This window comes from Parasphingorhabdus sp. (genome assembly GCF_048267785.1).
GTDB lineage: Bacteria > Pseudomonadota > Alphaproteobacteria > Sphingomonadales > Sphingomonadaceae > Parasphingorhabdus.
In genome coordinates, this window is the sequence record NZ_JBLWWU010000013.1 from 1 (window position 1) to 13,710 (window position 13,710).

Annotated in this window: 16 protein-coding genes; 4 read left to right on the top strand and 12 right to left on the bottom strand. The window is 57.8% G+C overall.

All coding sequences use genetic code 11. The features are described 5' to 3' along the window. The 5 genes from ACN0VD_RS11405 to purB all read right to left on the bottom strand — a co-directional run. Positions 1-647, bottom strand: a 647-nt coding sequence (locus ACN0VD_RS11405; RefSeq protein ID WP_417594317.1) for a pyridoxal-phosphate dependent enzyme, incomplete at its 3' end; no start/stop codon positions are given. Positions 648-730: 83 nt separating this feature from the next. Then, positions 731-1,378, bottom strand: coding sequence for a phosphoribosylanthranilate isomerase (locus tag ACN0VD_RS11410; RefSeq protein ID WP_417594319.1), 648 nt, complete (start codon positions 1,376-1,378; stop codon positions 731-733). Between the two features lie 130 nt (positions 1,379-1,508). Then, a complete protein-coding gene (gene pyrF / locus ACN0VD_RS11415) occupies positions 1,509-2,183 on the bottom strand; it encodes an orotidine-5'-phosphate decarboxylase (protein ID WP_417594321.1) in 675 nt (224 codons plus the stop codon). Further along, a complete protein-coding gene (locus tag ACN0VD_RS11420; RefSeq protein ID WP_417594323.1) occupies positions 2,180-2,524 on the bottom strand; it encodes a LapA family protein in 345 nt (114 codons plus the stop codon). The genes pyrF and ACN0VD_RS11420 overlap by 4 nt, the downstream gene beginning before the upstream one ends. A gap of 74 nt (positions 2,525-2,598) precedes the next feature. Continuing rightward, the gene (gene purB, locus ACN0VD_RS11425; RefSeq protein ID WP_417594325.1) at positions 2,599-3,906 is read right to left on the bottom strand and encodes an adenylosuccinate lyase; all 1,308 of its coding nucleotides are present in this window, start codon (positions 3,904-3,906) and stop codon (positions 2,599-2,601) included. A gap of 113 nt (positions 3,907-4,019) precedes the next feature. On the opposite strand from purB, the gene ACN0VD_RS11430 reads away from it, so the two are divergent. Continuing rightward, positions 4,020-5,120, top strand: coding sequence for a 6-phosphofructokinase (locus ACN0VD_RS11430; protein WP_417594327.1), 1,101 nt, complete (start codon positions 4,020-4,022; stop codon positions 5,118-5,120). 367 nt (positions 5,121-5,487) lie between these two features. Here ACN0VD_RS11430 and radC read toward each other — a convergent pair whose 3' ends face one another. Next, positions 5,488-6,192, bottom strand: a complete 705-nt coding sequence (gene radC, locus ACN0VD_RS11435) for a RadC family protein (protein WP_417594329.1) — start codon at positions 6,190-6,192, stop codon at positions 5,488-5,490. Between the two features lie 81 nt (positions 6,193-6,273). Here radC and ACN0VD_RS11440 point away from each other — a divergent pair, with 81 nt between their 5' ends. From ACN0VD_RS11440 to ACN0VD_RS11450, 3 genes are all read left to right on the top strand, one after another. Next, entirely contained in the window at positions 6,274-9,486 is a 3,213-nt protein-coding gene (locus tag ACN0VD_RS11440; protein ID WP_417594331.1) for an intermembrane phospholipid transport protein YdbH family protein, read from the top strand. Positions 9,487-9,568: 82 nt separating this feature from the next. Further along, positions 9,569-9,754: a YnbE family lipoprotein gene (locus ACN0VD_RS11445; protein WP_417594333.1), complete on the top strand. Its 186-nt coding sequence runs from the start codon at positions 9,569-9,571 to the stop codon at positions 9,752-9,754. Further along, positions 9,754-10,149, top strand: coding sequence for a YdbL family protein (locus ACN0VD_RS11450; RefSeq protein WP_417594335.1), 396 nt, complete (start codon positions 9,754-9,756; stop codon positions 10,147-10,149). The genes ACN0VD_RS11445 and ACN0VD_RS11450 overlap by 1 nt, the downstream gene beginning before the upstream one ends. Before the next feature lie 83 nt (positions 10,150-10,232). Here ACN0VD_RS11450 and ACN0VD_RS11455 read toward each other — a convergent pair whose 3' ends face one another. From ACN0VD_RS11455 to nfsB, 6 genes are all read right to left on the bottom strand, one after another. After that, on the bottom strand, positions 10,233-11,483 hold the full coding sequence (locus ACN0VD_RS11455; protein WP_417594337.1) for a potassium/proton antiporter: 1,251 nt from the start codon (positions 11,481-11,483) through the stop codon (positions 10,233-10,235). A gap of 46 nt (positions 11,484-11,529) precedes the next feature. Further along, positions 11,530-12,357: an SDR family NAD(P)-dependent oxidoreductase gene (locus ACN0VD_RS11460; protein ID WP_417594339.1), complete on the bottom strand. Its 828-nt coding sequence runs from the start codon at positions 12,355-12,357 to the stop codon at positions 11,530-11,532. A gap of 144 nt (positions 12,358-12,501) precedes the next feature. After that, positions 12,502-12,573, bottom strand: a complete 72-nt coding sequence (locus tag ACN0VD_RS11465) for a DUF4437 domain-containing protein (protein WP_417594484.1) — start codon at positions 12,571-12,573, stop codon at positions 12,502-12,504. Continuing rightward, positions 12,551-12,730: a DUF4437 domain-containing protein gene (locus tag ACN0VD_RS11470; RefSeq protein WP_417594341.1), complete on the bottom strand. Its 180-nt coding sequence runs from the start codon at positions 12,728-12,730 to the stop codon at positions 12,551-12,553. Before ACN0VD_RS11470 ends, ACN0VD_RS11465 begins: the two co-directional genes overlap by 23 nt. Then, positions 12,723-12,863 (bottom strand): hypothetical protein, encoded by a 141-nt coding sequence (locus ACN0VD_RS11475; RefSeq protein ID WP_417594343.1) that lies wholly within the window; start codon positions 12,861-12,863, stop codon positions 12,723-12,725. Before ACN0VD_RS11475 ends, ACN0VD_RS11470 begins: the two co-directional genes overlap by 8 nt. 42 nt (positions 12,864-12,905) lie before the next feature. Beyond that, the gene (nfsB, locus tag ACN0VD_RS11480; protein ID WP_417594345.1) at positions 12,906-13,685 is read right to left on the bottom strand and encodes an oxygen-insensitive NAD(P)H nitroreductase; all 780 of its coding nucleotides are present in this window, start codon (positions 13,683-13,685) and stop codon (positions 12,906-12,908) included. Between the last annotated feature and the right edge of the window lie 25 nt (positions 13,686-13,710).

The window sequence follows — 13,710 nt, forward strand, 5'->3', positions numbered from 1 at the left end:
GGATAGGGATGGGGACCGGCGGCGGTGCCGATGATGTAGAATGTGTCGTGGACATTGGCGACCCAGTCGCGCAGCGCCTCGTTCATCGCGTCTTTCAGCGTCGCCGCGCCGCTGGTCACGGGGACCACTTCCGCCCCGAGCAATTTCATCCGGAACAGATTGGGCTTCTGCCGCGCGACATCGGTCGCGCCCATGAAGATGGTGCAGGGCAGGCCAAAGCGGGCGCAGACGGTTGCCGTCGCCACGCCATGCTGGCCGGCGCCGGTTTCTGCGATGATCCGGGTCTTGCCCATGCGCATGGCGAGCAATATCTGGCCGACGCAATTGTTGATCTTGTGCGCACCGGTGTGGTTCAGCTCGTCGCGTTTGAACCAGATTTGCGCGCCTTTGCCCTGGGGCGCATCCTTGCGGACTTCCTCGGTCAGGCTTTCAGCATAATAGAGCGGGGAAGGGCGACCGACATAATTTTGCAGCAGGTCATTGAACTGCTCCTCGAACGCCGGATCGGCCTGCGCCGCGCGATAATGTTTCTCGAGATCGAGGATCAGCGGCATCAAGGTTTCGGCGACATAGCGTCCGCCGAATTCGCCAAAATGGCCGCGGTCATCCGGCATGTTGCGGAAGCTGTTGGGAGGTGTGTCGTTCATGGATTTATCCGTTAGTCCTGAGCCTGTCGAAGGACGCCTATCGTCGCAAAGCGCACTTCGACAAGCTCAGTGCTAACGGCCTGCTAGTGATTTGCGGCGTCATAATCCCGCACCGCTTGGCAAAAGGCGGCGATTCTGTCCACTTGTTTGACGCCGGGCGCGGATTCGACGCCCGAGGACACGTCCACCAAGGGAGCGTGGGTGGCATTGAGCGCGGTGATAACATTGTCGGGATCAAGCCCGCCGGCAAGGCCCCAGTCGATCTGGTGGTCGTGACCCGCAAGCAGGGACCAGTCAAAGGACGTGCCGGTGCCGCCGGGCAAAGCCTTGGCCGGTGCGTCAAACAGCAACCGGTCGGCAGCGCCGACATAACGACTGGATTTCGCCAGCGTCGGCTTGTCCTTCACGCCGAGCGCTTTCCAGATTTCAAGGCCGCTATTGTCGGCGACCAGCTTCAGCCAGTCCGGGGTCTCGCTGCCGTGGAACTGGATGACGTCCGGCTTGACCACGCTGATCGCCATGCCAGTGGCTTTCGGGTCGGCGTTGACCAGTAACAGCACCGTCTTGATTCGCTGTGCCGCATATGTGCGAAGCGCGGCCGCCCGTTCCAGCGAGACGTGGCGCGGGCTCTTCTCGAAATGGACAAGGCCGATATAGCCGGCACCATTTTCGATGGCTGCGTCGATGGCGGCTTCGGTCGAGAGGCCGCAGATTTTGATTTGGGTTTTCATGCGAGGCGTATTAACGCGCCAATTGTTATTCGTCATCCTGAACTTGTTTCAGGACCTCTCGAGCCAATGCGCAATCTGACGGGGTCCTGGAACAAGTTCAGGATGACGAGACTATTTAAGACAAGATTGTTTAAAGCGTCGCCTCGATCGCCCGCGCTGCCGCGTTGGGGTCCTCTGCTCCGGTAATCGGGCGTCCAATGACCAGCACGCTCGCACCATTGTCGCGGGCCTGCTGCGGCGTCACCGCCCGCTTCTGATCGCCCATCGCTCCGCCTTTCGGGCGGAGGCCGGGGACGACGAAAAACCCGTCTTTCCAGATCTTGTGCGCCGCTTTGACTTCATTGCCAGAGCATACGATGCCGTCGAGCCCGGCTTCGCGCGCCAATTCGGACAGCCGCACGACCTGATCATGGGGCGTGCCCTGATAACCGATTCTGCCCATGTCGCTTTCGTCCAGCGAGGTCAGCAATGTGACACCGACCACCTTGGTATGTTCGTTCGCTGCCGCCTTGGCATCTTCCATCATTGCGCGGCCACCCGAAGCGTGGACGGTCACGATCGCCGGTTCCAGCATGTTGATTGCCTGCATCGCCTTGGCGACGGTGTTGGGAATGTCGTGCAATTTGAGATCGAGAAAGATCGGCAGATCGAGTTTCTGGATCTCATGTACCCCATGATGACCATGGGCGCAGAAAAATTCCAGCCCGAGCTTCAGCCCTCCGACATGTCCTTGTACCGATTGGGCAATCGCTATCGCCTGATCGAGATCGGGTGTGTCGAGTGCAACAAAGACGGGGTTGGTCATATGTTTGTCGCTTTGTCGTTGTTGACGGAGGTTACGGCCGGAGCGGGTTCTGCTGCCGCTGTTGGAGTGGGAGTGGGGTTAGCAGCCGGCGTTCGCACAACCGCTGGCCTCGCAGCGTCTTCGAGCGTCTTGATCCGGCGAGAGAGTCTCCATTTGGAGCCTCTCAGCAGCAGCCATGTGGGTAGGAAGCCAATCAAGAACGCGCCGACAACAAAGGTTGATACGCGAGCCTCGACAATCGCGGCACCCAAATCGAGCGAAGAACGCGCTTCGTTGGTCCACCAGAAAATGAAGGTTGCCACCAGCAGAAGAACCCAGAACAGGATTTTGATAAATTGCATGACTCACCTTTTCTCTGTGCTGGCGCTATCCTAGCCCCAAAAAAGGCAGGTGACCAGACGATATGGGGCGGATGCTAAGCTGTTGCTCCGAATACCCGATCAAAAATCGTGTCGACATGCTTGAAATGATAGTCGAGGTTGAACCGTTCCTCGAGCTCTTCGTCCGAGAGTTTCGCAGTGACATCGGGATCGGCCTTGAGCAGGTCGAGCAGAGCAACCTCGCCGTCCGACTCCCAGACCTTCATCGCGTTGCGCTGGACGATACGATAGCTGTCCTCGCGGCTGATGCCCGCCTGGGTAAGCGCCAGTAGCACCCGCTGCGAATGGACAAGGCCGCCCATGCGATCGAGATTTTTTTGCATCCGCTCGGGATAGATCAGTAGCTTTTCAATAACGCCGGTCAGCCGTCCGAGGGCAAAGTCCAGCGTGATCGTCGCGTCTGGTCCGATCATCCGCTCGACCGAGCTGTGCGAAATATCGCGTTCATGCCAGAGCGCGACATTTTCCATCGCCGGCAGGGCATAGCTGCGCACCATACGGGCAAGGCCGGTCAGATTCTCGGTCAGGATCGGATTGCGTTTATGCGGCATCGCGCTGCTGCCCTTCTGGCCCGGCGAAAAATATTCCTCGGCTTCGAGCACTTCGGTACGCTGCAGATGGCGGACTTCAACGGACAGCCGTTCGACCGACGAGGCAATGACGCCGAGCGTGGCAAAAAATTGTGCGTGGCGGTCGCGCGGGATGACCTGAGTCGAAACCGGCTCGACTTCGAGACCCAGTTTCTCTGCCACATGCTCCTCAACCTTCGGATCAATATTGGCAAAGGTGCCGACCGCGCCGGAAATGGCGCAGGTCGCAATTTCCTTGCGTGCGGCAACCAGCCGTTCGCGGTTGCGTTCAAACTCGGCATAGGCTTGCGCGAGTTTCAGGCCAAAGGTCACCGGTTCACCGTGGATGCCGTGGCTCCGTCCGATGGTCGGTGTGAATTTATGCTCGAACGCACGCTTCTTGATCGCCGCGAGCAGCGCATCAATATCGGCGAGCAATATATCCGACGCACGTGCGAGCTGGACTGCGAGGCAAGTGTCGAGAACGTCGCTGGAGGTCATGCCTTGATGCATGAAACGTGCTTCTTCGCCGACATTTTCCGCGACATTGGTCAAAAAGGCGATGACGTCATGCTTCACCTCGCGCTCGATTTCGTCGATGCGCGCCACATCAAACTTGCCCTTGGCCCAGATGGCTTCTGCTGCCTCCTTGGGGACCACGCCCAGTTCGGCGAGGGCGTCGGTGGCATGGGCTTCAATCTCGAACCAGATTTGAAATTTCGATTCAGGCTCCCAGATGGCAACCATTTCGGGGCGGGAATAGCGTGGAATCATGATTGGTCCTTGGACAAAGGGTTTGATTACGGCAATGAAGTGCCTTGATTTGCGGCCCCGCTAGCACCTACGAATTGAGTCGGCAATGGAGCGGCGGAAACAGGGAGAATAAAATGCGATTGGCAGTACTTACCGGCGGCGGCGATGTTCCGGGCCTCAATCCCTGTATTCAGTCGATTGCGACCTCGGCATGGCAGCGTGGTTGGGATGTGGTCGGTTTGCGCCGTGGCTGGGAAGGGGTGCTGGAGATTGACCCCGCCGATCCCTGGGCGAGCGAAAACAGCGTCATGATGCTCGACAGGGAACGAGTGCGCGGAATCGACCGGCAGGGCGGTACGATATTGCACAGTTCCCGCTGTGATCCGCGGGTTACGGATCAGGGCGACCAGACGCAGAAGGTCCTGGATGTGCTTGATGCGCTGAAGATTGATGCCGTGATCACCATGGGTGGTGATGGCACATTGCGTTTTTCGGCCTATCTGGCGAGCCTCGGTCGCAACGTAATTTCCATTCCCAAAACCATGGACAATGACGTTCACGGTACGGATTACTGCATCGGCTTTTCCACCGCCGTTACCCGTTCGGTGCAAGCGATCAACTCGCTGCGCACAACGGCGGCAAGCCATGAGCGCATTGCGGTGATTGAACTGTTCGGACGGAGATCCGGGGAAACCGCCTTGCTCTCGGGATTCCTCTCGCAGGCTGACCGGACGGTGATCGCCGAAGTGCCTGCTGATATGGATGTCCTGCTGCCGTTGCTGCTCGGTGACAAGGATGCCAATCCCGAATCCTACGCGATATGTCTGGTGTCCGAGGGAGCCAAGCTGTCTGGCGCAACGGATTTTGTGGATGAAATCAACAAGTCGAACACCAATCGCGATGGCCTGAATATCGGGACGCAGCTGGCGCGGGAAATCGAGGCACGCAGCGACGAGCGGACGATTGTGCAGGAACTGGCCTATCTGATGCGGGCGGGGGAACCGGACGCGATGGACCGGATGGTCGGCTTTGCCTTTGGCGCACTGGCGGTACAGCTGATCGAGCAGGACCGGATGGCCAATATGGTCTGTCTAACCGATGGCAATTACGGCGCGGTGCCGATCGGGACGCTGCTGGAGGCGACCAAGGGCGTCAATGTCTCGGGGCTCTATGATGCAAACCAGTATCGCGCCAGCCTGATCCAGGTCGAAGATATGCCGATGTTCCTTTATTGATGGCGTTCCTATATCGATGCCGAATATAGATGATGGTGCCGGCCATCTATCGGCGACGGTGTCCGCCCAACGGCTGATATCGGCGACCCACAACCAGCGATAGTCTGGCCCCGGCCACTTTCACTGACAAGAACAGCATGATGAGCATTTCATCCGATCGCGTCGCAATTGTTACGGGCGCGTCCCGCGGCATTGACGCTTCTATAGCGCGCCGTTCCCGTGTTTGTCGGGCCGGGCGGCGGCTGGATCAACGGCCAGATAGTGCGCGCCAACGGGGGCGTGATCTAAGTCGTCGTCCAATTCATCCTTTTTACAAATATTGGCGGCGCGCGCCGGTCCAAAAGGCTTGTTTTGATTCTGGGGCTGTTCAGATCAATCCCTTCGAGCGAAAGGACGTGTGGCCGTCCCGACCAATGACGATATGGTCATGGACCGCAATGCCGAGCGTACGTGCCGCGTCGCAGATATCCTTTGTGATGGCAATATCCTGCCGGCTGGGGGTGCTGTCGCCGCTGGGATGATTGTGGACCAGAATGATCGCCGCCGACCCGAGCGCGAGCGCCCGTTTGATAACCTCACGGGTATAGATGGCGGCCTGGTCGACCGACCCTTCGCTGACCAGTTCGTCGCGGATCAGCCGGTTCTTGCTGTCGAGATGCAAAACCCGTACCCGCTCGTGGGAGAGATGGGCCATGTCGGCCCGCAGATAATCAAGCAAAGCCTGCCAGCTCGCCAGAACAGGTTGATTCCGCAATGGTGCAGAAATCAGATGCAATGCGGCGATCTGGACGATTTTCAGCGCAGCGACGCTGGTCTCTCCCATGCCGGGAAAATTTGCCAGCGCATCCGCATCAGCGACCAATAGCCCCGAAAATCCGCCAAATTCCTCGATCAATTTCTTGGCCAGCGGCTTCGTGTCGCGACGCGGAATGGCCAATGCAAGCAGATATTCCACCAGCTCGTGATCGTGCAGTCCGGCACCCTGACCGGTCAATATACGATACCGAAGACGGGCGCGGTGACCGCTACTGTCTCGGGGCGACATTGGCTGGACGTCATATTCGTCGGGCATGCGGTGCCTGTTATCAGAACAAAACGAGAACTTAATCGATAAGCGGCAAAATGGGCCGAAATTGTCCAATGGATGGATCGTGTGCAAAAACTGGTCTGTTCAGACACTTGTACATTGCAACTTAATGCAGACTTCTGCATTTCATCTGCGATGGAAGAAGAAATCGCCAATGACCCTGTCGGTCGCCGCACCCGGTTTCGACTGTTCGGCGGGATATTGCTTGTTCTGATCCTGCTCGCGCTGATCGTCCTGTGGATCAGCCGAACGACACTCGCCGACAATGCCATCCAGTCCGAACTGGACCAGATGGATGTGACGGCCAGCTACGAGATAGAGGAAATCGGCCTGCGCAAACAGGTCATCCGCAATCTGGTGATCGGTGATCCCGAGCGACCGGACATGACCGCCGAACTGGTCGAAGTCGGCAACAGCCTGTCTGTGGGCGGTATCGGTATCAACTGGATTCGGGCTAGCGGTGTGCGGCTGTTCGGGCGGCTGGATAAGGGCAAACTCAGCTTTGGCGAAGTCGACAAATTTACCGATCCGGAAGATGACAGTCCGCTTGCGCTGCCGGACATGTGGCTGGGTTTGACCGATGCAAAGCTGCGCATCGACAGCGAATATGGGATTGTGGGTCTGGCCTTAAATGGTCAGGGCGAATTGCATGATGGATTCAGTGGAGAAATCGCGGCGATCAGCCAGAATCTGGACGCCGGGGGCTGCGCGATAGAGAAGCCGACCTTTTTTGGGGAGATAGCGATTCGCGGCAAGAAGCCACATTTGGAGGGGCCGTTACGGCTGCCCGGTGTGGCTTGCAGTGACCTCGATCTGACAGCGGAAGATTTTGCCGCTCAGGTTTCGGTTGATCTGGGCGAAGATCTGGCCAGTTGGACGGGCAACGTCGGCCTGCTCGGTGGACCGCTGCGCTATGCCGGTTATTCCGGTCAGGAAATCAAGGCTTCGGTCAAGCTGGCTGGTGATCTCGCGCAGAGCAGCGGCGATATTAATCTTACCGCGACCGGGTTGAAGTTCCCTTACGGTCGCGCCGATGTTTCACGAATAAATGGTCCGTTCGCGTTCGGTTATGATGCTGATCCGATGACCGCCAGCTTTGCCGGACAGCCGGAAATTCGCGGTGTTCAGGTCGCACAAAATCTATTGCAGCAGAGCAGCAACCTCTCTCAATCGGTTGCCGGGACACCGGTTGCTCTGATCGCAGAAAGGCTTGCAAGAGCATTTCAGTTGGCCGGCAAAGGTCTCGACATATCCAGTGACATCAAATTTTCCAAAGGAACCGGGCAGACGACCCTGGCGTTCAATGCGCTGGCCGCCCGCGCGCGGTCCGGAGCCGCGATGACGTTGAGCGACCCGTTGCTGTTGGCCTTTACCAAGAAGAATATCCGGATGCTCGCCGACGGACATATCCTATTGGCAGGCGGCGGTTTCCCCAATGCCAAATTGGTGCTCGACGATGGTAGCCTGTCTCGCGGATTTTCGGGGCGGGTCGAAATGGCAACCTATCGGGCCGGTTCGTCACAGCTGAATATCCCTGTGCTGGCCTTTTCTCCTACCCGTCAGGGCGGAACCAATATCGACGGGCGGATCATCCTGACCGGACCACTGGGCGACGGACAGATTACCGGGCTGCAAGTGCCGGTCAGCGGCTATGTCGCGAGAAACGGCAATTTCGCACTGTTTCGCGAATGTGTGAATCTGCAATTTGCCAGCCTGCGCACAGCATCGCTACGCGCCGGACCGACCAGCGCACGTTTATGTCCGCAGGGGAATGCAATCGTCAGCGGGAACGGATCGGGCGTGAATATCGCGGCCAACGCGCCTTCGCTTGATCTGAAGGGTGATCTGGGTGGTACACCACTGTCCATTTCGAGCGGCATGCTCGGGTTTTCGCTGGCCAACGGCCTGCAGGCGCAAAATGTCGGCGTCCGGCTCGGCACAGAGGACAGCATGACGAGTCTCGACATGGCGGTGCTGAATGCCGCTTTTGGACGTAACCTGTCCGGTCGGATAGAAGGCGCTTCCGGGAAAGTTGCCAATGTTCCGCTCCTGATGGAAAATATCGAGGGTGACTGGGACTATAAGAATGGCGCATTCCTTGCCGATGCCAGCCTGCGGGTCCGTGACGAGCAGCAGGTTGAGCGGTTCCGGCCTCTGGTCAGCAACGACGTAAAATTGAGGTTTGACGGCAATGACCTTTCTGCCACGGGTTTGCTTCGAGAGCCGGAAACCCAGACCGCTGTTGCGGCGATCGACATTGTTCATGCTTTGAACAATAGCGAAGGGAGGGCGCTGATCGACGTGCCATCGTTGATGTTCACCGATCGGTTGCAGCCAGAGCAGCTCACGCCGTTGACGCTAGGCGTGATCGCCAATGTTCAGGGCGAAGTATCGGGAAGCGGGCGGATCGACTGGGATTCAACTGAAAATGGCATCAGGAGCAACGGAACCTTTCGCACGAACGGAATGAACCTTGCTGCAGCGTTCGGTCCGGTGACCGGCCTTGCTGGTGAGATCAAGTTTTCCGATCTTCTCGCACTGGAAACCGGTCCGGGCCAGATCGTCAGTCTGTCCGAGGTCAATCCCGGTATCGCGGTCTTCAACGGGCAAATCCGCTACCGTCTGCTTCCGGATTTCAAGCTGCAGGTTGAGGCAGGGGAATGGCCTTTCGCGGGCGGCAGGCTCTATCTCGAACCGACGATTCTCGATCTCAGCGAAGAAGCCGAGCGGCGTCTGCAATTCACGGTAGAAGGAGTGGATGCGTCGCAGTTCCTGACCCAGTTCGATTTCGAGAATATGACCGCAACCGGGGTATTCGACGGTAAGTTGCCGATGGTCTTTGATCAGAAGGGCGGCCGGGTTGTCGGCGGCTATCTGGTCGCGCGTGAGGGCGGCGGCACGCTCGCCTATGTCGGAGAGCTCACATATGAAGATATGGGCACGATGGCAAATTATGCGTTCAACGCGCTCAAATCTATCAGATATCGCAATCTTACCATCGGGATGGATGGTGATATTGCGGGGGAAATTATTACCCAGGTGAAGTTCGACGGGCTGCAGCAGGGCGACGGTGCGAGCCAGAATTTTATCACGAAGCAGCTTGCCCGCATTCCGATCCAGTTTAATGTCCGGATCGAGGCTCCCTTCATGCAATTGATGAGCAGCGCCAAATCCTATTATGAACCGGAAATATTGGTCGGGCAGAATTTGCCGGCGTTGCTGCGGGCGCAGGAAGCCCGCGCAAAGGAAGCGGTGAAGGTTCTCGAAGAAGATGAATAATCTATTCAGCCAGGGGAAAGCGACGATGCTTTATCAGACAAGCCAATTGACGGATCGGTCATATGATGCGATTCGCTGCAAGATGAGGAGTTTAACCACCACCAGCCTGGTTTTGGGGGCAATGATCGGGCTTTCCGCCTGTGTGCAGGTCGCTGCGCCGGACAAGCCGATTGTCATCAACCTCAATATCAATATCAAGCAGGAAGTGGTCTATCGCCTGGACGGCGATGCCAAAGACCTGATCAACCAAGAAGCGGATATTTTCTAATGTTTAAATATGCAAAGAAAAACAAGGCCTTGGCGGCGTTTGGCGGATTGGCACTGGCTGCAGTCGCCGCCGCACCTGTGATGGCGCAACGCGATCCCGCTTATGCAGCGGCGCGCGCAGCGGGCAAGATTGGCGAGAAACCGGATGGCTATCTCGGTTTTGTCTCCTCGCCTTCCCCCGCCATCAAGGCGCTGGTCGAGGATATCAATATCAAGCGCAAGGCGGCCTATACCCGCAAGGCGCAGGAAACCAATTCGACGGTAGAGCAATTTGCTTTCACATCGGGCTGCAACCTGATCATGCGAACGGTTCCCGGCGAGAAATACCAGACGCCAAGCGGCACATGGAATACGCGGGACAGTTCTGAACCCGTTCGGGATTCTCGTTGCCCTTGAGCTGGCGTTAACAACAGGCAATATCGGAAAGGCGTGTCAGTCGAACTGGCGCGCCTTTTTCTTTGCTTTCCTTGTCAAGTGGCTCAGCGGTTGTCTTTTTCCCCGTCCGTCGGGACAGGAACCGTCTCGGCCGCGGCATTATCCGTTGCCGTGATGCGAAGCTTGCTGGCCACCCAGCTGATGGTAGGCCCTTGTATGATGCTCGACAGCAGCACGACAAAAAATACGATATTGAAGATTGTGAAAGCGCCCGGAACGCCTGCGACCATCGGGAATGTCGCCAGCACGATGGGTACCGCTCCGCGCAGTCCGGCCCAGGAGACGAACAGCTTTGCCCGCCAGTCGAAACGACGAAAAGGCGCGAGACAGATGAAAACGCTGACCGGTCGAGCCACAAACATCAGGATGAAGGTAATGGCCAGTCCGGGACCGATGACGTCGACAAGATTGGACGGGGTGACAAGCAGGCCGAGGGTAAGAAACATGACCACTTGTGCGAGCCAGGCCATTCCATCCTGAAAGATGGACAATATGCGACGGGCCGCAAAAACGCGGTTGCCTGCAACCAGGCCGGCGACATAGGCCGCCAGAAAACCGTTGCCGCCTGACAGTTCTGCAAGTCCGTAGGCGATCAGTGCGCCGGCAATTGAAATCACGAAGGCAAGGCCGCCGTGCCGATATTGCGTGCGCTTGAGTAATTCAGGCAACAAATAGCCTGTAGCCAGGCCGATCAGGGCTCCCATCGCCATTTGTATGGCAAATCCGGGCGCCAGTGCGAACGGCGAAAAATCCGGGACAGTCATGAACGTCAGCGCAGAGCCGACCAGAAAAATTGCCATCGGATCATTTGACCCGGATTCCACCTCGATCAACGCCGGGACATCGCCATGCAGATCAAGTCCGGTCGAACGCAGGATTGCAAAGACCGCCGCAGCATCCGTTGACGCGACAACCGCACCGAGTAGAGCGCCCTGAAACGGATCGAAGTCGAGGACAAGGATCGAAGCGAGGGCGACGATTCCCGCGCTCATCAAAACGCCGAACGTTGCCAGCATCAACGCGGGCGAGGCCACGCGGCGAATATCGTGCCAGTCGGTATCGAGTCCGCCGGAAAATAGAATGAAGATCAGGCAGGCAATCCCGACGCCCTGGGTGAGCTGGTAATTATCGAACGCGATTCCGCCCGGTCCGTCTATTCCTGCCAGCATTCCGAGACTAAGAAAGCCGATCAGTGCAGGCAATCCGAATCGGCTGGATAACGTCCCAGCAAAGACGGTGGCCAATAGCAGGATGCCGAGAACGAGAAGGGCGATTTCTGGAGCGACAGCGGGCATGGTCTCTCATAATATGCTTGCGCGATGTTACACAAGGATATTGCTCTCAACAGTCGCTTTTCGTCCCCGATGCCAAAAGCCGCAAAATCGCGTCAAGAGCATGGATAAGTTGCTCGCACTTCCGTGGGTCCAGTGCATCCGGGTGCGGACGGGCAAACTGGTCGCTGTCATTGTCGAAATAAAGGCCGGATGCGTCGGCGAACTCCTCGGACAAGGCCGCGCGCACCAGAATATCGACGCCGATCCCGACATCATTGCCTTTTGATCCGTAAGCCTCCCTCACCATTTTTGTGCCGAGAAACGAACCAGGGTTTACCGCGACAATCATCGGACCATCGGGTCCGGTTGCCTGCGCCAGGCTGCGTGACCACATGGTCAGGGCCAGCTTGCTCTGTCCATAGGCCGCGCTGTCGGACAGGTGCACATTCCCGGCGAGTGCATCCAGATCTACCGGCGACTGGGCCGCCGATGACAGATTCACCACACGCGCCGACTGGCCGAGCAGTGGCAGAAGGCGCCGGGTTAACAGATAGGGGGCAATGCTATTGACGGCGAAGCGTATGTCGAGACCCGCCGCTGTCCGCGCATCGGGAACAGCGAAGACCCCGGCATTGTTGATCAGTACATCAATCCGGTCGTGCCGCGCAGTCACCGCAACCGCCAGCGCCTCTACAGCAGCCATATCGGACAGATCGGCGACATATATCTTGACGGGTCCATGACCCGGAATAGTATCAAGCACGGTCTTGGCGTCTGCCAGTTTGTGCCCGCTACGCCCGTGCAGCAGGATCCTGTGCCCGGCGGCGCTCAGCGCCTTGGCGGTTTCCAGACCGATCCCGTCGGTCGAACCGGTTATCAGAATCGTTTTCGTCATGGAATTTCCTTGTGTCTGGCAGATGAAGCAGGGGCCCCCGTCGGTTTTTCACTTGATAGTGAAGGGGCCTTGCGCGATCTCGATATAGGTCAGATTGACGGTACCGGCTGCTGCGGGAATACGCGATTCACCGGTCGGCTGGGTCTAGAAGGAACCGGCGGGCAGCCACATTTTGGCGGCGGTGAGATCGTCATTATGCACCGAGCCCTCGATCACAAGATCCCGGGTAGGTGATATTGTGGATATGCGGCGGCGAGGCAAAGTCTTCGTCGAACTGCACCGGAAAGCCGGAAGCGCCTTCGGTGGTGTGATCACCCCAGAGATTTCCCGCTCGCGTCCCCGCGCGCCGTATTGAGCGGCCCCTATCAGACATCGTCCGGTACCACGGTTTTGGCGGTTGCTGCCACTACGGTTGCAGGGGGTGCCTCTCGCGCGACCGCGGGTGGACAAGTCACGACGGTTGCGGGGAGTGCGGTAGCGATCGAAAGAAAAGTCATTTTCGTCATTTTGCGGGTGTCCTTTGACTATTGGTTTTCGATCGCTCGGGTTCAGGCTTCGATCAATATGTCGGAGAGCGGCAGGCGCGATTTGGGCAGTTTCGCGTTATAATCGGCCTCCTCGTCGCTATAGCCGAGAGCGACCACGACGAGGCTGTTATAGCCCTGTTCGCGCAGTCCGAATTCCTCGTCGAGAACCTTCGTATCAATGCCTTCCATCGGCGTCGCATCGATATCGAGCGTCGATATGCCGAGCAGAAACTGGCCGATGTTGAGATAGACCTGCTTGTCCATCCAGTGCTGGACGTCCTTCATATCCTGCTTGTGAAGATTGACGAACAGGCTGCGGCCACCGTGCATCTGGGCGCGGAAAGTTTCAGGATCGCCGTCAAAGCGGCCGTCCTGTTCTTCCTGGTCGAGGACTTTCAGCAAAAAATCTTCCTCGATCGCAAGGCGGCTGGCGAAGACGACAACGTGCGACGCGTTGCGGATGCTTGGACTGTTGAACGGATAGCGTTCGTCGGTCGATTTTGCGATCCGTTCCTTGCCTTCTTGGGTCGACGCGAGGATGAATTTCCATGGTTGGGCATTGGTGCTCGACGGGCTGAAGCGCAGCAGGTCACGGATTTTCTCAACATATTCCGGCGCGATTTTGCGGTTGGGGTCAAAGGCCTTCACCGTGTGGCGGTGTTTGGCGAAATAGGTGATGTCCCGGTCGGCGTTCAGTCTGGCAGGGGTGCGGTCACCGTTGGCAGGGATGATATGCTGGTCATCCGAGACAGGGTCGGCCGTGTCGGATGATGATTTCTGGGTAGCGGATAATAAGGTCATGATAGTTGCTCCATTGCTGTTGGGC

Bases quoted from the DNA above. Each gene is read 5' to 3' on its own strand.
- purB (WP_417594325.1), bottom strand. From the start codon at position 3,906: ATGATTCCACGCTATTCCCGCCCCGAAATGGTTGCCATCTGGGAGCCT.
- nfsB (WP_417594345.1), bottom strand. From the start codon at position 13,685: ATGACCTTATTATCCGCTACCCAGAAATCATCATCCGACACGGCCGAC.
- ACN0VD_RS11410 (WP_417594319.1), bottom strand. From the start codon at position 1,378: ATGAAAACCCAAATCAAAATCTGCGGCCTCTCGACCGAAGCCGCCATC.
- ACN0VD_RS11460 (WP_417594339.1), bottom strand. From the start codon at position 12,357: ATGACGAAAACGATTCTGATAACCGGTTCGACCGACGGGATCGGTCTG.
- ACN0VD_RS11420 (WP_417594323.1), bottom strand. From the start codon at position 2,524: ATGCAATTTATCAAAATCCTGTTCTGGGTTCTTCTGCTGGTGGCAACC.
- ACN0VD_RS11470 (WP_417594341.1), bottom strand. From the start codon at position 12,730: ATGTCTGATAGGGGCCGCTCAATACGGCGCGCGGGGACGCGAGCGGGA.
- ACN0VD_RS11475 (WP_417594343.1), bottom strand. From the start codon at position 12,863: ATGACGAAAATGACTTTTCTTTCGATCGCTACCGCACTCCCCGCAACC.
- radC (WP_417594329.1), bottom strand. From the start codon at position 6,192: ATGCCCGACGAATATGACGTCCAGCCAATGTCGCCCCGAGACAGTAGC.
- ACN0VD_RS11445 (WP_417594333.1), top strand. From the start codon at position 9,569: ATGAGGAGTTTAACCACCACCAGCCTGGTTTTGGGGGCAATGATCGGG.
- ACN0VD_RS11430 (WP_417594327.1), top strand. From the start codon at position 4,020: ATGCGATTGGCAGTACTTACCGGCGGCGGCGATGTTCCGGGCCTCAAT.
- ACN0VD_RS11450 (WP_417594335.1), top strand. From the start codon at position 9,754: ATGTTTAAATATGCAAAGAAAAACAAGGCCTTGGCGGCGTTTGGCGGA.
- ACN0VD_RS11455 (WP_417594337.1), bottom strand. From the start codon at position 11,483: ATGCCCGCTGTCGCTCCAGAAATCGCCCTTCTCGTTCTCGGCATCCTG.
- pyrF (WP_417594321.1), bottom strand. From the start codon at position 2,183: ATGACCAACCCCGTCTTTGTTGCACTCGACACACCCGATCTCGATCAG.